Annotated in this window: 18 protein-coding genes and 1 tRNA gene; 4 read left to right on the forward strand and 15 right to left on the reverse strand. The window is 49.2% G+C overall.

Annotated elements, in window-relative coordinates:
* Positions 1-104 precede the first annotated feature (104 nt).
* The 13 genes from BM202_RS09365 to BM202_RS09425 form a co-directional block, all read right to left on the reverse strand.
* On the reverse strand, positions 105-440 hold the full coding sequence (locus BM202_RS09365) for a phage holin family protein (protein ID WP_093825316.1): 336 nt from the start codon (positions 438-440) through the stop codon (positions 105-107).
* Positions 441-524: 84 nt separating this feature from the next.
* Complete coding sequence (gene hisIE / locus BM202_RS09370) at positions 525-1,133, reverse strand: bifunctional phosphoribosyl-AMP cyclohydrolase/phosphoribosyl-ATP diphosphatase HisIE (RefSeq protein ID WP_093825318.1); 609 nt, start codon at positions 1,131-1,133, stop codon at positions 525-527.
* Positions 1,134-1,149: 16 nt separating this feature from the next.
* Positions 1,150-1,950 carry a tryptophan synthase subunit alpha gene (trpA, locus tag BM202_RS09375; protein WP_093825320.1) on the reverse strand — a complete coding sequence of 267 codons (801 nt, stop codon included), beginning with the start codon at positions 1,948-1,950 and terminating at the stop codon, positions 1,150-1,152.
* 66 nt (positions 1,951-2,016) lie between these two features.
* Entirely contained in the window at positions 2,017-3,216 is a 1,200-nt protein-coding gene (gene trpB / locus BM202_RS09380) for a tryptophan synthase subunit beta (RefSeq protein ID WP_093826221.1), read from the reverse strand.
* A 410-nt stretch (positions 3,217-3,626) separates the two neighbouring features.
* Complete coding sequence (locus BM202_RS09385) at positions 3,627-3,842, reverse strand: hypothetical protein (protein ID WP_093825322.1); 216 nt, start codon at positions 3,840-3,842, stop codon at positions 3,627-3,629.
* Positions 3,843-3,897: 55 nt separating this feature from the next.
* Positions 3,898-4,542, reverse strand: coding sequence for a phosphoribosylanthranilate isomerase (locus tag BM202_RS09390; protein ID WP_093825324.1), 645 nt, complete (start codon positions 4,540-4,542; stop codon positions 3,898-3,900).
* Between the two features lie 11 nt (positions 4,543-4,553).
* Positions 4,554-5,363, reverse strand: a complete 810-nt coding sequence (gene trpC, locus BM202_RS09395) for an indole-3-glycerol phosphate synthase TrpC (RefSeq protein ID WP_093825326.1) — start codon at positions 5,361-5,363, stop codon at positions 4,554-4,556.
* On the reverse strand, positions 5,360-6,346 hold the full coding sequence (trpD, locus tag BM202_RS09400) for an anthranilate phosphoribosyltransferase (RefSeq protein ID WP_093826223.1): 987 nt from the start codon (positions 6,344-6,346) through the stop codon (positions 5,360-5,362). The genes trpC and trpD overlap by 4 nt, the downstream gene beginning before the upstream one ends.
* A gap of 87 nt (positions 6,347-6,433) precedes the next feature.
* Positions 6,434-7,000 (reverse strand): anthranilate synthase component II, encoded by a 567-nt coding sequence (locus BM202_RS09405; protein ID WP_093825328.1) that lies wholly within the window; start codon positions 6,998-7,000, stop codon positions 6,434-6,436.
* A gap of 60 nt (positions 7,001-7,060) precedes the next feature.
* Positions 7,061-8,533 (reverse strand): anthranilate synthase component I family protein, encoded by a 1,473-nt coding sequence (locus BM202_RS09410; RefSeq protein ID WP_093825330.1) that lies wholly within the window; start codon positions 8,531-8,533, stop codon positions 7,061-7,063.
* Positions 8,534-8,809: 276 nt separating this feature from the next.
* Positions 8,810-8,883: transfer RNA gene (locus BM202_RS09415), tRNA-Pro, on the reverse strand.
* 86 nt (positions 8,884-8,969) lie between these two features.
* Positions 8,970-9,437: a DUF2141 domain-containing protein gene (locus tag BM202_RS09420; protein ID WP_093825332.1), complete on the reverse strand. Its 468-nt coding sequence runs from the start codon at positions 9,435-9,437 to the stop codon at positions 8,970-8,972.
* Positions 9,438-9,627: 190 nt separating this feature from the next.
* Complete coding sequence (locus BM202_RS09425) at positions 9,628-11,553, reverse strand: RecQ family ATP-dependent DNA helicase (RefSeq protein WP_093825334.1); 1,926 nt, start codon at positions 11,551-11,553, stop codon at positions 9,628-9,630.
* Between the two features lie 203 nt (positions 11,554-11,756).
* Here BM202_RS09425 and msrB point away from each other — a divergent pair, with 203 nt between their 5' ends.
* From msrB to BM202_RS37200, 3 genes are all read left to right on the forward strand, one after another.
* Entirely contained in the window at positions 11,757-12,164 is a 408-nt protein-coding gene (gene msrB, locus BM202_RS09430; RefSeq protein ID WP_093825336.1) for a peptide-methionine (R)-S-oxide reductase MsrB, read from the forward strand.
* Between the two features lie 114 nt (positions 12,165-12,278).
* Complete coding sequence (locus BM202_RS09435) at positions 12,279-13,562, forward strand: D-alanyl-D-alanine carboxypeptidase/D-alanyl-D-alanine-endopeptidase (protein WP_093825338.1); 1,284 nt, start codon at positions 12,279-12,281, stop codon at positions 13,560-13,562.
* Positions 13,563-14,346: 784 nt separating this feature from the next.
* The gene (locus BM202_RS37200) at positions 14,347-14,496 is read left to right on the forward strand and encodes a hypothetical protein (RefSeq protein ID WP_177236550.1); all 150 of its coding nucleotides are present in this window, start codon (positions 14,347-14,349) and stop codon (positions 14,494-14,496) included.
* A gap of 48 nt (positions 14,497-14,544) precedes the next feature.
* Here BM202_RS37200 and BM202_RS09445 read toward each other — a convergent pair whose 3' ends face one another.
* Both BM202_RS09445 and BM202_RS09450 read right to left on the reverse strand, forming a co-directional pair.
* Positions 14,545-14,943 carry a hypothetical protein gene (locus BM202_RS09445; RefSeq protein WP_093825342.1) on the reverse strand — a complete coding sequence of 133 codons (399 nt, stop codon included), beginning with the start codon at positions 14,941-14,943 and terminating at the stop codon, positions 14,545-14,547.
* A gap of 75 nt (positions 14,944-15,018) precedes the next feature.
* Positions 15,019-16,317: an APC family permease gene (locus BM202_RS09450; RefSeq protein WP_093825345.1), complete on the reverse strand. Its 1,299-nt coding sequence runs from the start codon at positions 16,315-16,317 to the stop codon at positions 15,019-15,021.
* 123 nt (positions 16,318-16,440) lie between these two features.
* Between BM202_RS09450 and crcB the strand changes: the two genes are divergently transcribed.
* Positions 16,441-16,839 carry a fluoride efflux transporter CrcB gene (gene crcB, locus BM202_RS09455; protein WP_093825346.1) on the forward strand — a complete coding sequence of 133 codons (399 nt, stop codon included), beginning with the start codon at positions 16,441-16,443 and terminating at the stop codon, positions 16,837-16,839.
* Positions 16,840-16,862: the final 23 nt, after the last annotated feature.

A 16,862-nucleotide genomic window follows, 5' to 3' on the forward strand; every position in this document is an offset into this window, starting at 1 on the left:
GCTCGTTCTCCCGAAACCTACGTAAAAAGTGCTATTCTACGAAACCAAACGTGCCATAACTGCTGAAGTTATGGCACGTTTGGTTATTGGTGTTATGAAATTGCTTAAACAATAGCGTCAATCAGGGCTGTAATAATGGACACGACAAAACTGAAGAGTAGTGCCGCAATAAATCCTGAAACGTGAAAACTGGGGATCAGATAAGCCGTCAGGTAAACCATCAATACGTTGAGGACCAGTAAAAACAGACCGAGCGTGATAACTGTAATGGGGATAGTAAGAATCGTAAGAATTGGTTTAATGAACGCGTTCAGAAAACCCAGTACAATGGCTACCATTATGTACGTACCAGCACCGCCTGAAACAGAAACGCCGGGAATAAAATAAGCTGCAACCCAAACGGCTACCGCGCTAATAAGAATACGGATAATAAGTCCCATGAAAAAAGTGTGTTTGGTGAGCAACCTTGCGCAAACACCCTTTTGGTGCCTGCCGAGGTTGAAAACCAAACTGCAAACCTGAAACTATTGTTTTTGATGGCGGGCCTTTAACACGGCTATAATGTCATCCAGATTCATATTTTTCTGCTCTAGAAGCACCAGAAAGTGGAAGAGAAGATCAGCCGCTTCGCCTTTGAACAGATCGTCGTTATCGTCTTTGGCTTCGATGACCAGTTCAACGGCTTCTTCCCCAACCTTCTGCGCAATCTTATTGACGCCCCGGTTGAAAAGGTTTGTCGTGTATGATTTCTCTGATGGATTAACTTTCCGGTCGTGGATAATGCCCTGGAGGTAGTTCAGAAACTGGCCCCGGCCCTGATTGACTTCATCAAAACAGGTATCGGCTCCTGTGTGGCAAGTCGGTCCGGCAGGATTGGTTTTAATCAGCAACGTATCGCCGTCGCAGTCGATTAGGATAGTCTGGACGTGCAGAAAGTTATTGGAGGTTTCGCCTTTGGTCCAGAGTCGCTGCTTGCTTCGGCTGAAAAACGTTACAACATTTTCGGCAACGGTTTTATCATATGCCTCACGGTTCATATAGCCCAGCATCAGAACTTTGCCCGTTTCAGCGTCCTGAATCACCGCAGGAATAAGACCGTCGGACGATTTATCAAAATTAATCTCGGAATTCATGCTACAAAGGTAGTCGTTACGCCCGAATCGTTTCTACAAACGCCCGAATGCTCTCGGCCGACGTTCCTTTTTCGGCCAGATGCCGGATGAAAGCACTACCCACAATAGCGCCGTTAGCGTACTGGCTGGCCATATCGAAGGTTTCGTGGTTGTTGATGCCAAAGCCGATCAGCCGTGGATTTCGCAAATTCATGGCATTGATTCGCTCAAAGTACGTTCGCATGGAATCACTAACCCCTTTCACCGAGCCTGTAATGCTCGCCGACGAAACCATGTAGATGAATCCGTCAGATTCTTCATCAATGAGCCGAATACGACTTTCTGCCGTTTGGGGCGTAATGAGGTGCACATTCAGAATACCATATTCGCGGAAGATCGGTGCATACTCATCCAGAAATAAATCCAGCGGCAAATCGGGTAGAATTACTCCATCGACACCTACTTCCTGGCACTTTTTGCAGAAATTTTCGATGCCAAATTGAATCACGGGGTTGATATAACCCATCAACAGAATCGGTACAGTAACTGGCTCACCGGACGTAGCGCTTCGGCAATCGGCCAGTTGCGAAAACAACGTTTTCAACGACATGCCATTGTCCAGCGCCCGTTCGTTGCTGTGCTGAATGGTTTCGCCGTCGGCAACCGGATCAGAGTAGGGCATACCAATTTCGACTAAATCGACGCCTGCCGCCTGTAAGCCCCGCAGGACAGTCATCGTGTCGTCGAGATAAGGGAATCCGGCGGTAAAATATACGTTTAGTAACCGCTCGCTTTTAGTCGCGAACAGGTCGGTAATGCGGTTTTGGGTAAGGGTCATAAATGTATCCACGGGATTTAACCCGTAACTTACTGTATAACAAGGTCTAAAGCCCGTGGGTATATGCTACAAAAACTTCGAATACGTACTTAAATCTTTATCTCCACGGCCCGATAGACAAACGACTACTACGTCGTCGGGTTGAAGGTTCATTTTGGCTAATGCGGCCAGCGCGTGCGCTGATTCCAGTGCTGGAATAATGCCTTCAAGCTTGCTTAGTTCGAAACCAGCCTCCAGGGCTTCATCGTCCGTAATGGCGTAGAAATCACCCCGGCCTGATTCAAACAAGTGCGCATGGAGTGGGCCAATACCTGGATAGTCCAATCCCGCTGAAATCGAATACGGCTCAATGACCTGCCCGTCTTCAGTTTGCATCAGAATGGTGCGGCTACCGTGCAATACACCGGGTTTTCCCAGGGCCGTTGTGGCTGCCGAATGCCCTGACGTAACACCCTGCCCTGCGGCTTCGGCTGCAACCAGACGTACCGACGGTTCGTTCAGGTAATGATAGAAAGCCCCAGCTGCATTACTGCCACCACCAACGCAGGCCACTACGTAGTCTGGATTTGAGCTGCCCGTTTTAGCAAATAGTTGTTTCCTAACCTCTCCCGAAATAACCGATTGAAAGCGGGCGACCATATCAGGGTAGGGGTGCGGCCCCACGACCGAGCCGATGATGTAGTGCGTATCAACCGGGTTATTAATCCAGTGGCGCATGGCCTCATTGGTGGCGTCCTTGAGCGTCTGACTTCCCGACGTTGCCGGAACGACCGTAGCACCAAGCATCCGCATCCGGTCAACGTTGGGTTTCTGGCGTTCCATGTCGATACTCCCCATATAGACAATGCACTCCAGACCCATCAGGGCGCACACCGTTGCCGTAGCGACGCCGTGTTGACCCGCGCCCGTTTCGGCCACGATCCGTTTTTTGCCCAATCGCTGTGCGACCAGAATCTGTCCGATCGTATTATTGATTTTGTGCGCACCTGTGTGGCAAAGATCTTCCCGCTTGAGGTAAATCGTAGCCCCGAGTTTCGCAGAGAGTCGTTTGGCTAAGAACAGCGGAGTTGGCCGCCCGACGTAATCTTCGAGCAACTGCCAGAACTCGGCCTGAAACGCTGGGTCGGCAATGATGCTGAGATAATTCTGACGAAGCTCTTCTACGTTCGGATAGAGCATTTCAGGAATGAACGCTCCACCGAAGTGACCGTAAAAGCCTTTATTTGTAACCTCAAAAGAGGTTTGGGGTTCAAGAGTGGTTTGCATGATTATCAATGCTTTACTAAGCGCAATCCTAACGTTGGGAGATGCGGGGCCGCCCGTGCGGTCAAAGTCGTTATCGGTAGTATGTAATTCCATGTCTAGATACAGCGCAGTAGCCGCAATCCAAAGATCATTTTTGCCCATATTCCGGGCGGAATAGTTAAGCGGTGCAGTTTTGAGTTTCCCCTGACTGAAAGCATCAAGCTGGGCATATACTGGGATGATGTCAAATTCAATATCACCAATTGGATATCTGTCAATCAGATATCGCATAAAATCTATTTTCTGTGCACCCCAGTCAGCTTTCAAGGAAAATGCTTCTAGTTCACCAACAACCACGATTGATATAATGGTTTGAAGGGGAGGTAGGCTACGTTCACGAATATGACCAATCAGAAGGTTCGTATCATAAATCATACAGCACCTTTGTCGCCTTCGGCCAGTAATTCATCCATCCGTCGGTTTTCTTCTTCAGTAAATTCAGGGAACTCTAGTAAGAATGGATCGTGTACAGCTGTTGCTTCTAGAAATCGTTCAACACCCCAACGCTTAATATCGCTGGGCTTGTAGATATTTAGCTGTCCCTTTTTCATGGGTGGAATATGCTCTAGCTCTTTCGTCGTTTCCATCAGCGTTGTCGTTTAGTCAGATAACACGATTAATTGCGTAGCAGTTGCCGAATTATTATACCGTTTCTTCTTCTTCAATCGGCCGCAGGCGGGCGATGAGTTCCTTTACTTTTGCTACGTCTTTGACGCCCGGTGATGTTTCGACCTGGCTATTGACGTCCACGCCGTACAGTTTCATGCCTTTTAGAACCGCCAATAGATCGAGGTTGTCCAGGCCAATGCCGCCACTGATAAAGAACGGTTTCTCATTGTCGTATCGGCTCAGGATGCTCCAGTCAAACGTAACGCCGTTGCCGCCGGGCTGATCGCCTTTGGCGTCGAAGAGGAAAAAGTCGCACTGAGCTTTGAAGTTGTTCAGCATCGAAAAATTGAACGACTCATCGACCCGAAACGCTTTGATAATGTTGATGCCCCGATTGCGCAGGCTCCGGCAATACTCCGGCGTTTCGTTGCCGTGCAGTTGAACATACTGAAAATCATATTTTTTCACACTCCGCAAAATATAATCCGGGCTGGCGTTCACAAAAACACCGACCTTCCGAATCGAGCGGGGCAGCGTCTTCACAACATCCGCATCTAACTCATCGCCAACAAAGCGAGGGGACTGGTCATGGAAAATGAATCCAACGAAGTCAGGACCAAGGGCGGCAATCTCTTTCAGGTTGTCGGCATCACGCAGACCGCACACTTTGATTTTCATGGCTGTACAAGTTAAATTGATAGCGTATTGTTCAGGTTATATTGAGAAACTAACGTAGCTAAAGCTGCGGCTGGGTCATTGGTTTTCATGAAAGCTTCGCCAATTAGAAAACCGTCAAAGCCCGCCCGAAATAAGGTTAACATGGTGTCGGCATCGTGTAGACCGCTTTCGGTAATTTTGGCGAACGTATCAGGAATTCGCTCAACCAGCCGAAGTGACGTATCAATGGACGTAGTAAACGTTTTGAGATTGCGGTTGTTGACCCCCACCAAATCGACGTTGACATTCAGACTGCGATCCAGTTCCTCTTCGTCGTGGACTTCCAGCAAAACCTGCATGCTCAGATCGTGTGCCTGTTGGCTTAGCAATGATACTTCATCGGGTGTCAGGCAGGCGGCAATCAGCAACACCACGTCAGCACCCCAGGCTTTGGCTTCAATAAGTTGATACTGATCAACGATGAAATCCTTGCGCAGAATGGGTGTTCCTGGATTTGCCAGTCGGGCGGCCTGTAAATCGGCGGGTATTCCTCCAAAAAATGGCTCGTCGGTCAGCACTGAAAGCACGGCTGCACCGGCTTTTACGTAACCTTGTGTCGTGGTTGCTACGTCGGCCCAATCGTTAATGATGCCTTTTGAGGGCGATTTTCGTTTGAACTCGGCAATTATACCTGTCGAGTATAAATCCTGAACTGCGTCGCGTGCTGATAAGGCAAGTCGTCTGAATTCAGGCATTTGCTCCAGACCGGACACCGGGGTAGCTGCTTTGCGATGCTCTACTTCAATTCGTTTTTGGGCAATTATTTCGTCAAGAATCGTCATGCTATCAATTTCTTAAAACAGGCCAATGCTCGTTTGCTTTCCAGTGATTCGCGGGCCATGGCAACCGCTTCCTCACGGGTATTCGCTTTGCCTGCGGCCAACAGTGCCATGGCCGAATTGGCCAGAACAGCCTGCTTTTGCGCGGTTGTTGATTCGTCGTTGAGTACGTTCAAAAAAATCTGAGCCGACTCATCCAACGTCTGTCCACCGGCCAGCGATTCGGGCGTTAACGTATCCATGCCCAACTGCTGTGGCTCCAGCACCTGCTCGGTTTGATTACTGATGACTTTGAACGGCCCCGTCAACGAAATTTCGTCATACCCATCAAGCGCGTGCAGAATCATAAACCGCTTGTCGGTTTGCTGATAAAGGTACGCATATAATCGCGCCAATTCAAGGTTAAAGACGCCAACAAGCTGTTTAGCAGGCTTTGCCGGGTTGATCATCGGCCCCAATACATTGAAAAATGTTTTCACCCCGAGGTCACGGCGGATAGGCGCTACGTTCTTCATGGCCGGGTGGAACAGCGGGGCATGCAGGAAACAAATTCCCGCCGTTTCCACCTTGCGCTGTAACTCGCCAACATCATTCGTAAACTGATAGCCAAGTCGCTCCATCACCGTCGACGATCCGACCAGCGACGATACGCCGTGATTGCCATGCTTTGCTACGTTCTGACCCGCTCCAGCTACCACGAACGACGAGAGCGTTGAGATATTAAACGTGTCTTTCCCATCACCACCCGTACCGCAGAGATCCATAGGGTCATAAGCATCCAGATCAACGGGTAGGCAAAGTTCGAGCATGGCATCCCGGAATCCTTCCAGTTCTTCCAGCCGGAGGCTCCGCATCATATACACCGTCAGGAACGAGGCAATTTGCGCCGGGTTATATTCCCCTCGACCAATACCCAGCAGCACCTGCCGAGCCTGGTCCTTGGTAAGGGATTTGTATTCAAAAAGGTGATTTAGAATCGCTTTCATTAGAGTTTTTATGTGCAGCTTGTTTGCCCCTCCGGATTCGTCAGCAATTTGCAGAACCATCCGGTCAGGAGACGCAAATAGGCGTCTCTACATAGCTAACCAGTTTTTGATCATTTTCACGCCGTTCTCTGTCAAGACAGATTCGGGGTGAAATTGCAGGCCCTTTACGTCGAAGCGCGTATGCGACAGCCCCATAACGCGACCTTGCTCGTCGACAGCCGTTATCCGTAAATCGATAGGCATCGAATCAGGTACAACGGTCCAGGAATGGTACCGGCCGACCATCAATTCATCGGGAATGTCAGTAAATAGTTTTTCGGATCGGTCAACAACCGTGGTTCGATGGGCAACGCCATGTAACACATCACCGAGGTTTTCGAGGGATGCGCCATATACTTCGCCAATGCCCTGATGACCGAGACAGATGCCCAGAATACTTTTTGTTGGTCCGTATTCACGTACCAGATCCTGCATAATACCCGCTTCGGATGGAATACCCGGTCCCGGCGAAAGCATAATTTTGTCGTACTGCCCAGCAGCGTCAAGGGAAATCTTGTCGTTTCGAATGACGTCTGGCCGCAGCCCTAACTCCCGCAAAATGTAAACGAGGTTGTAGGTGAACGAATCGTAGTTATCTAAGACTAAAAGTTTCATGTGTAAGGCGGGAGGAAACCCGCTTTAATAGACAGATGGCGGCTTCCCAGCCGCGTTACATTAGATTGATTTTGCCTGCTCCAGTGCCATCCGTAAGGCGGCCAGTTTGTTATGAACTTCCTGCGATTCGCTCTCAACCACCGACTTGGCGACAACACCAGCCCCGGCCTGATAATACAACGTATTGTCTTTACTCATGAACGTCCGGATCATGATACAGTGATTGAACTCACCGTCGAATCCCATGTAGCCAATACTACCTGCGTAAAAACTACGACTCAGGTTTTCGTATCGGTCAATCAGTTGCATAGCGTTGTGTTTAGGCGCACCCGAAAGTGTTCCAGCGGGGAACGTTTCGGCCACGATTTGTAGCGGATCGGCGGTTTCAGTCAGGTTGCCAACCACTTTCGAAACGAGGTGAATGACGTGCGAATAATATTGGACTTCTTTAAACGTCTCGACGTTCACTACGTCGCAGTTGCGGCTGAGGTCATTGCGGGCGAGATCGACCAGCATGACATGCTCGGCTGACTCTTTGGGATCGTCATAAAGTTTCTGCGCCAGCTCGGCATCATGAAGGTCATCACCCGTACGTCGGAACGTACCGGCAATGGGATAAATTGTGGCTTTGCGGTCCTTCACCACAATCTGCGATTCGGGCGAGGAGCCGAAAAGTTTGTAGTTGCCATAGTCGAAATAAAACAGATAAGGGGAGGGGTTCAGCGAACGTAGCGCCCGATATACATTGAACTCATCCCCCACAAATGGCGTCGAAAACCGGCGTGATAATACAATCTGGAAAACGTCGCCCCGCTGGCAATGATCTTTGCCTTTCTGGATAATGGCTTTGAATTCATCATCGGTAAAATTCGATTCTTCGGGACCGGCTGTGCTGAACGAATACGTAGGATAATTGCGTCCCGTGATCAAATCACTAATGTAGTCGAGACTGTCCTGTTCTAAGGTACCAGTTGTTGACGAACTCTCGGTTTCACCATCGCGGAGGTAGCTATGCTCAAACAGATACAGCTCATCTTTAAAGTGGTTGATCGCCAGAACGTAGCGATATACCGTAAAAACAGCCGTCGGGATCTGGTTTTCGGGGGGAACCGGTGCATGCAATGTAATGTCCTCAAAACTCTGCACCGCCGGATAGCTGAAATAACCGAACAGGCCGTTGGTAATGAATCGGAACGGCGCTTTTTCGTGCAGAAAACTAGCTTTGAACTCTTTAAAGGCGTCCAGCATCCCATCGGCCGGTAATTCGCTCGTTTGTTCATCGCCACCCGGCATTTTTACGGTTAGTTGACCAGCTACTCCAGCATTTCGGTCATACGAAAAACGGGCAACCGGGTCGAACGCGATGTAGGAAAAGCTATTGTCACTTCCGTGATAGTCTGAGCTTTCGAGCAAAATGCTATTGAGGAAACGATCGCGGATGCGCAGGTAAATACTGACTGGAGTAATGATGTCAGCCAGCATTCGCTTGTGGCGGCTGACAACGCGGTAGGTGATTTTTGAGTCGATAGTCATGAGTTGATTGTCAATAATTTTAGGGCTTGGGGTAAAAAAATAAGGCTCACCGGGATGACGGTGAGCCTTTTATACATTTGTTGGTGAACAACAATAGCGGCAACCTTCATCCCAACTGAGAAGAATGCCACCACCAAATGTTGTTGTTAACCGAAGTATTCATGTCTTTCTAGTTCTTATTTCGGGGTGGCGGGAATCGAATCGCACCGCAACGGCGACCTGGCCACAACCTGTACGTACCAAACGTAGTACGCTACCCCATTGTTATTCTTTCTGTCGGGGTGGCGGGATTCGAACCCACGACCTCTACGTCCCGAACGTAGCGCGCTACCAGGCTGCGCTACACCCCGTTAGGAGACCACAAATATAAAAGCGTTTGTTTTATATTGGTCAATACGCCTTTACTTTTTTCTGATAGATGAAAAATGACACCATATCACATCTCCATCACACGTATCCGAATGCTTTTGTTCTCAGTCAACTCAAGCGACGATTGGTCGAAGTCGGGTGGTCCCATCAGCATCGCGACGTTGGAGAAGCCAAAGGGTTCGTTAGGCATCTGTCCCGAGAAATCCATCTTCTGGTTGCCGTTTAGGTCCTGAAACAATCGAATGGCATAGCGGCCGGCTGTCAAGCCCTCGAATACTGTCGTGATTTCGCCTGATGCCGGTACGTCAATCGTTTTGCGCTGAATTGATTCGCCATCAAAACTAGCTTTGCTGTTGGCCAGCCCTACGTATAATTTGCCTGACCGATTGTTCACATTTGATATAACAACCGTCAGTGAGTAAGTCGCGCCGGTTGTGGTTGACGCAGCGGCTGTCGTTTGCTGGGCGAGACAAGGTTTGTTTAAACTGATGATAAACAGTGTAACGGTAAAGAGAGTGGTGATAAGCGTTTTCATGATTCGTCTTGGTTATGTTTGTTTTTGTTCGACAGGACAAACATAACAAGCTCGAAAACCCACTTGCAAATGGAAGGGGCGAAGCACACAATTTAGGGGTAAACAGCACGCTGTGGGGTAAATAGGAACGTCACAGGGACGATTGACAAGGTGAAATGACCGTTGTTGCCATCACAATCGCAGTAAGAAATTATTGATTCAGCGTCAGATTCCCTCCTTTATTGTATTTAATTTCTTCTTCGGCCAGCATCTGCTTCACGGTTTGGGCCAGCGTCTCGGCGTCGGTCTGGGCGAAGTGATAGGAAAGCTGTTTGGGCGAAACACCTGGTCCGTTCGCCAGTGCTACGTAATCGCGCACCTTTTCCCGGACCGCTAGTGCTTCTGTCTCGGTGCTTCTCTTCTTTTTAAGGCAATTGTCGCATATTCCACAAGCTTCGCCCGGTTTTTCACCGAAATAGGCTTGAAGTAGTCGGGTTCGACACTGGGTTGCGTGTTCGGTATAGAGGGTGGCCGCCTGCACTTTACGCATCGCCAGTTCCTTCCGCCGATTTAATTCCTGCAAATTGATAGGTAGCGTGGGAGCATCGTAGCGGGGCGTCAAATATGTCAATTGAGGTTTGTCCTTCTGTTTTTCGTAAATGACCACGTTACGTTGGTTCAGTTGTTCCAGTAGTTCCACTATTTCGGGCTGATTCATCAAAAACGCTCGTGCCAGCGTCGATTCAGAAATCGTAATGAAGTCGGTGAAAAGTTCGCCCCCGTAAATACGTAGCAATAATTTCAGGAACGAATCGAAACGCGGATTCAGTACCTGAAACTCATATAACTGCCTGTTGTCCAGAACTAAGGCAAGTCGGGAGGGGTGGTAATAATTCTCGCTCAGTTGAATAAACCCCTCTAGTTGCAGTTGCTTAAGTGCGTAATGCGTTTCCTGGGGTGGTAGATTGAACGTGTTGGTAAAGGCGCTCAGATCAAAATCATAACTGTTGAACTCACCCCCGCCAACGGGCACAGCCGTATAATTAGCTACCGCCTGATATACCCGACGCAGCATCTCAACGGGCTGATACAGTTGTTCGGTACGATAACGCAGGTTTTCCAGATCACCGTTGGTATACAGCATCACGGCATACGCTTTCTGTCCATCGCGGCCCGCCCGGCCCGCTTCCTGATAGTAAGCTTCGAGTGAATCCGGTACGTCCAGGTGAACGACCACGTGCACGTCGGGTTTGTCGATGCCCATGCCAAACGCGTTGGTGGCCACCATGACCCGAGTACGGTCCTGAATCCAGGCATCCTGTTTCTCAGATCGCTGCTGGGTGGTCAGTCCTGCGTGGTAAAAATCCGCCGAAATTCCCTGGCGCGTGAGCCACTGCGCTACGTGCTGGGTTTGCTTGCGGCTACGTACATACACAATAGCGCAACCCGGAACATTCTGCAGGATACGTAGCAACCGATTTTCTTTACTCTCTTCCAGAATGGTCGAATACGACAGATTAGGACGAGCAAAGGTCTGCCGGAAAATTTGGGGCGGTCCTCCGTCGGGGCTTTTTAACGCCAGTTTGTCCAGAATGTCGGCCTGAACGTCGGGTGTTGCTGAGGCTGTGAGCGCGATAACTGGCGTATCGGGAATGAGTTGCCGGAACTCCGCAATTTGCAGGTACGGTGGCCTGAAGTCGTAGCCCCAGGCCGAAATGCAGTGCGCTTCATCAACAGCCAGCAAACAAACGGTCATTTGCTTTACGCGCTCAATGACAATTTCAGTCCGCAACCGTTCGGGCGAAACGTAGAGAAATTTAGTGTTCCCGTAAATGCAATTATCAAGGGTCGTGTCGATCTCCCGGTAGTGCATGCCCGAATAAATGGCCGCGGCCGGAATGCCCCGTTTGCGCAATTGCTCGACCTGGTCCTTCATCAATGCAATCAGGGGTGTCACGACAATGCAAACCCCCTTCATGGCCAGCGTTGGCACCTGAAAGCAGATGGATTTTCCTCCCCCCGTGGGCATCAATACAAGCGTGTCCTGCCGGTCCAGCACTGTATTGACCACATCTTCCTGCATCGGCCGGAAGGTGGGGTATCCCCAAAATTGCTGCAGTATTTGACGGACGGTCAATGTTTTTTTGGTTTATTATTTACGGTTTTCGGTGGGCTGACGCATGAACTGCTGACGCGTCAGCCCATCGAAAACCGTATATCGAAAACTGTAAATCCTATTGCGAATTTACGGTGTGAAACCATAAATCTTACAGGGATAGTTTTACGTTTGTATCTAAATACTCAACCATTAACACGAAAATCCGCATTTGCGGTCTCACTATGATCCAGAAAGTTATCAAATCCGATGAAGAGTGGCGACAGATTTTGACACCGGAACAGTATCGGGTCGCGCGAGGCAAAGGTACCGAACGGGCCTTTTCGGGCGAATATTGTGAAGCACATGATCCCGGTCTCTACGCTTGTGTTTGCTGTGGTACGGAGTTATTCGAATCAACGAACAAGTTTGAGTCAGGTACGGGCTGGCCGAGTTTTACGGAACCCATTGAGGAAGATCGGATTCGATTGGAAAAAGACTATAGTTACGGTATGTTTCGGGTCGAAGTACTGTGCAATGTGTGTGACGCTCACCTCGGTCATGTTTTCAACGATGGTCCACCGCCCAACGGCCTGCGCTATTGCCTGAACTCCGTCTCGCTGGTGTTGAAGCGCGCGGCCGATTCGGAATAGTGTATTATACTAATTCACCACAAAGGCACAAAGGCCACAGAGTTTAACTTGCTCTGTGGCCTTTGTGCCTTTGTAAAGATAAATTTTTACCTTGGTCGCGTTGCTATTCCAACTATGAGAGCCTTTCCTCTACTTGTCATTTTACTTGTTGTAGTCGGGTGCTCACCGGCACGACGTATCAGCCGTGATCTGCGAACAAAATCCATTTATACTGATCATTTTACAGGCGTAGCGCTTTATGATCCCGTACGGAAAAAGGCTTTGATTCAACACAATGCCGATAAGCCGTTCACGCCCGCATCGAACACCAAACTTTTCAGTTTTTACGCGGGTTTGTTGACACTACGTGATTCATTGCCCGTGCTACGGTATGCGGTTCATGGTGATTCCCTAATTTTCTGGGGGACTGGTAATCCACTTCTACTTCATCCAGATTTGCCGGACACAAGCACACTGGCTTTTCTGCGTAACCGGCCGGAACGGCTATTCTTTTCCCCGGCGAATTACGATGGCCCACGCCTGGGACCGGGTTGGGCCTGGGACGATTATAACGACGACTATTCGGCTGAACTGGCGCCGTTGCCTATCTACGGAAATGTTGCTCGTTTTAGTAAAGGAAGCCTTTTGGCGCATTCGGTTAGCCCGTCGCGATTTTTCGATAGCACACGCGTTGCGACAACTGGCAACGCAGTGACTAGCGTTCGAAGGGCTGAGTTTAGTAATCAGTTTGTTTGGCCAGCGGCTGGTAAACCCAGTCGGCAGGACGTACCGTTTCGGTGGTCGCCAGCGTTAGCGGCACAGTTACTGGCCGATACGCTCCATCGTCCGATTGGGGTTGTGAACATACCAATGTCCAAAAATGCCCGTTTGCTACGTGGTTCTCCTACCGATTCGCTTTACAAACGAATGCTGTATGTTAGTGATAATCAGTTTGCCGAGCAGATTCTGTTCATGGTTTCTGCCGAGCGGGGCCTCGACAAACTCGATCCAACAGCCGAGTTGCACCGAATGACCTCCGATTCTATGTTGCATTATCCGGCAGCATCGGCTAAATGGGTGGATGGCTCCGGGTTGTCGCGGTATAATCTGTTTACACCCAATGTGTTGATTGATTTGCTCGATCGGATTTACGCAAAAGTGCCCCAACAACGGCTATTTTCCCTGCTGCCAGCGGCTGGCCAGGGGGGTACGCTACGTAGCATGGCAACGGGAAACAAACCGTATGTGTTCGCGAAATCGGGCTCGATGAGTGGCGTGTATAACCTGAGTGGCTACGTGCTGACTCGCTCAGATAAGGTGCTTTATTTCAGCATCATGCACAATAACTTTTCGCAGGCCGTCAGCGAAATGCGTCGCCGAACGGCAGAGCTATTGACCGAAATTCACGAGCGATTTTAACGTGGCTAGTTGGTAACTGGAAAAGATTAGGTATTATTGATGACGTAATCGAATGCTATGAAGCAGACTCAGCTAAGACCAAAGGCTAAACTGACAAAAGGGTTATTAATCGTGGCCTTGTTGTTTAGTCTTTTTGCGTTTTTAGGTGATGTAGGCAATTGCCAAACTCGATTAGCGCCAACAGCAGGAATAGAGTTGTTTGTTGCGGATAGACACGAATTTTGCCAACACAAATCAGTAGTTGAGCGGCCTAAGAGCTTAACTCCAACACGATTCTTCGCTTGCCAGTCCTACTCAATAGTAGCGTTGTTAGCCTATAACAAGCTAATCGGTCATCAGATAAGTCTGGTCTGTAGTACACCGCCACTAACTGCGGGGATTAGTAAGTTCTTTCAACGCAGATCTATTCCTGCCAGCCCCGAGGCTCCTTCCGCCGACTTCAGCAGCTCCGAGTTTCCAGCTGATCTCAGCTAATTCTATATCAACATCGTCTCCACTTATGGCGCTACACATACGTAGCGGCCTCAAAATCATTGTTTATAGTTTATGAAACGAGTTAAGAAGCTTTTGAAGCTACTCGTCCTACTATGCCTTATCATGTTAGCCTTATGCGGGATAGGCATCAATGGGGCAGGGCCAGTGTTCTCTCAAACCAGAGAACGATACGTAGATACTGGAGTTAAAACAGAACAAGTTGACGTCAAAAATGAGGACGGAGATGAAACGGAGTGATAAATTTCATCCAGTTATCTGATAAACCGAACTCAATGAGGCATGAGGTAAAATGATCGTAATACGTCAACCCGCGGGCAAAGGGGACGCGTTCTTCGTTACGATGGTGGCTTTAAAAATGCCCCCAACACCCGAAGAAATAGACAAAATTTTCGCGGACCATGAAATGAAGGTGGTAGGCCCACCCGTAAAGATCGACTAGCATCCTCGTTAGGGAAAACGTATATGTAGGCCAAGCCAGCTCTACCATTTAATTTGACACTTTGTCCATATTATATACGTCCGGGCCTTTTGTCGGGTTAACATGCACAGACAACAAGAATTCCCGTTCCGACTTCTCGGTAAAGACAATACGTGAGTTGTAAGTAGCCTGTGCTACGAAATAATATTGCTTACCTGCCTCAAAATGAGCGAAATATGACTTGTCGTTAACCACAAAACCTAAGCTATCGCCAGTCGTCTGGATAGTAGCCCAAGTGAGTGTTTTAATTTTAATCGGGTTCGTATCATTGGCCGTAGTTTTAATTAAAATATAACCAAGGGGCGTCGTTGCATTGAAGATGTGAATCCTGGTAAGTGCTGGGCCCTGCGCATGAACAGTCAGATTTATTAGGGAAATAATGGCCATAATGCCCAATTGCCTTCTCATGATCGTATGTTGTTAGGATATACATACTAAAACATGAGGATCACTACGTTGTTGCGTGGGTTACTCCCTAGACATCTACCGCTTTATCAACAAATACACCGGGTAACTAACCGCTATGAACCCGAGTGCATAGCGGCTGCTTTCAAAATCACTGAGGACTACGCCCACCAGAAAGGCCAGCGATGCGATGAGCAATGTCCAGGTTGAAAACGGGTAACCCCACGCCAGCACGGGACGGGCAAGCTCCGGTTCGGTTTGGCGCAACCGGATTAGCGCGGCAAAGCAGGACGCGTAACATAGCACGAAAAAGAACGTAGCAATGTCGGAGAGTTTGCTGTACGTGTTGGTCAAAATCATCAAAATTGATGCCGACGCCGTCAGGATGGTGGCATTCAGTGGCGTTCCTCCTTCGTTGACGTGCGTAACGAACGGGAAAAATAATCCGTCGCGGCCCATGGCGAAAATAACGCGCGGATTGAACATGATTTGCGCGTTGATAATGCCCATAATTGAGATCATCAATAAGAACGTAACAACCTTCGCGCTGCCCGGCCCAAACAGCACCTGAACTGCATCGGCAGCGGGTAATTTCGATCCGGCGAGGGTAGACATCGGTAATACATAAAGCAGCGCCAGATTGACCAGAATGTAAATGCCAATGATAAGTAACACCCCCCGAATCATGGAACGAGGTAAATTTCGGCTGGGGTCGACGTCTTCTTCGGTGAAGTAAGCAGCTGTGTGCCAGCCGTCATAGGTGTAAAAAACGGCCTGCAACGCGGCCAGAATACCCAGCCATATGCCTCCCCTGGCCAGGGGACGTACCGTATCGACCGCTAGGGGGTTTTCGGGTGTAATAACAAAGCAAACCACTACGAAGGCTAGTAAGCCAACGGCCTTCAAAACGCTCATCACTTCCTGTGCCCGACTGGCTAACCGCACGCCGATGGAGTGAAAAGCTACGAAAGCCACCAGAATGCCAATGGCCATGCTTTTTTGGTAATCCACCAGCGATGGTGACAGCAAACCAATGTATTCGCTCATGACAGCCGCGCCAAACGCCATTGCCGAGACGCTCCCAAGCCAGCTACTTATGCCGATGACAAAACCGGCATAATTGCCAAACGCTCGTCGGGCATATACATACCAACCACCGGCTTTCGGCAACATGGTGCCCAGTTCCATAACTGACAGCGATCCCATGAGTGCGTATAGCCCCACAATCAGCCAGACCGCAATAATGATTGTGGGATTACCAATTTCCTGGGCAATGGGACCGGGTTTTCGTAGAATACCCGTGCCAACGGTGCCGCCAATCGTAACGGCTACGCCAAATCCGACGCCCAGAAGTTTTTTAAGTTGATTTTTGGCCATAGTTAAATTAGGGTGGGGGTATAGCATGAAAGGGCAGTTAACAATGATAGCGAAAAGTTGCCTGTTTTGCGCGTATAGGAGCGGTAAGGACCATAATTCCTGCTTTTTCGTAAGTTTGCCTGTATGAGAGCTGTGCTGATGCATCCTTACGTACTGGTTTTTATGGGTGGGGGCGTGGGAAGTGTACTTCGCTACGTTGTCGGACGATTCATTCCAGCTACACTCACAAGTTCACCGTTTCCAACCGCTATCCTGATCATTAACATCGTTGCCAGTTTTGTGCTGGGTGGCGTGACTGGTTGGGTAGTCAGTCGGTCGATGGGAGCGGTAGGCGAGGAGGCCCGCCTGCTGATTGGCGTTGGTTTCTGTGGAGGACTTAGTACGTTCTCAAGTTTTAGCTATGATACGGTGGTCTTGTTGCAAAGCGGCCGCTTAGCCGCTGCATTACTAAATATTGGTCTAAACGTTACGTTGTGTTTGCTGGCTTCGGCTGGCGGATTGTGGCTTGGTCAAAAACTATAAACTGTGTAGGGATGCGAAGGATA

Origin of the sequence: Spirosoma endophyticum (assembly GCF_900112365.1) — a bacterium.
Classification (GTDB): domain Bacteria; phylum Bacteroidota; class Bacteroidia; order Cytophagales; family Spirosomataceae; genus Spirosoma; species Spirosoma endophyticum.

Bases quoted from the DNA above. Each gene is read 5' to 3' on its own strand.
- BM202_RS09410 (WP_093825330.1), bottom strand. From the start codon at position 8,533: ATGACTATCGACTCAAAAATCACCTACCGCGTTGTCAGCCGCCACAAG.
- hisIE (WP_093825318.1), bottom strand. From the start codon at position 1,133: ATGAATTCCGAGATTAATTTTGATAAATCGTCCGACGGTCTTATTCCT.
- BM202_RS09405 (WP_093825328.1), bottom strand. From the start codon at position 7,000: ATGAAACTTTTAGTCTTAGATAACTACGATTCGTTCACCTACAACCTC.
- trpB (WP_093826221.1), bottom strand. From the start codon at position 3,216: ATGCAAACCACTCTTGAACCCCAAACCTCTTTTGAGGTTACAAATAAA.
- crcB (WP_093825346.1), top strand. From the start codon at position 16,441: ATGAGAGCTGTGCTGATGCATCCTTACGTACTGGTTTTTATGGGTGGG.
- trpD (WP_093826223.1), bottom strand. From the start codon at position 6,346: ATGAAAGCGATTCTAAATCACCTTTTTGAATACAAATCCCTTACCAAG.
- BM202_RS09450 (WP_093825345.1), bottom strand. From the start codon at position 16,317: ATGGCCAAAAATCAACTTAAAAAACTTCTGGGCGTCGGATTTGGCGTA.
- trpC (WP_093825326.1), bottom strand. From the start codon at position 5,363: ATGACGATTCTTGACGAAATAATTGCCCAAAAACGAATTGAAGTAGAG.
- BM202_RS09420 (WP_093825332.1), bottom strand. From the start codon at position 9,437: ATGAAAACGCTTATCACCACTCTCTTTACCGTTACACTGTTTATCATC.
- BM202_RS09385 (WP_093825322.1), bottom strand. From the start codon at position 3,842: ATGGAAACGACGAAAGAGCTAGAGCATATTCCACCCATGAAAAAGGGA.
- BM202_RS09365 (WP_093825316.1), bottom strand. From the start codon at position 440: ATGGGACTTATTATCCGTATTCTTATTAGCGCGGTAGCCGTTTGGGTT.
- BM202_RS09435 (WP_093825338.1), top strand. From the start codon at position 12,279: ATGAGAGCCTTTCCTCTACTTGTCATTTTACTTGTTGTAGTCGGGTGC.
- BM202_RS09445 (WP_093825342.1), bottom strand. From the start codon at position 14,943: ATGAGAAGGCAATTGGGCATTATGGCCATTATTTCCCTAATAAATCTG.
- trpA (WP_093825320.1), bottom strand. From the start codon at position 1,950: ATGACCCTTACCCAAAACCGCATTACCGACCTGTTCGCGACTAAAAGC.
- BM202_RS09390 (WP_093825324.1), bottom strand. From the start codon at position 4,542: ATGAAAATCAAAGTGTGCGGTCTGCGTGATGCCGACAACCTGAAAGAG.
- BM202_RS37200 (WP_177236550.1), top strand. From the start codon at position 14,347: ATGATCGTAATACGTCAACCCGCGGGCAAAGGGGACGCGTTCTTCGTT.
- msrB (WP_093825336.1), top strand. From the start codon at position 11,757: ATGATCCAGAAAGTTATCAAATCCGATGAAGAGTGGCGACAGATTTTG.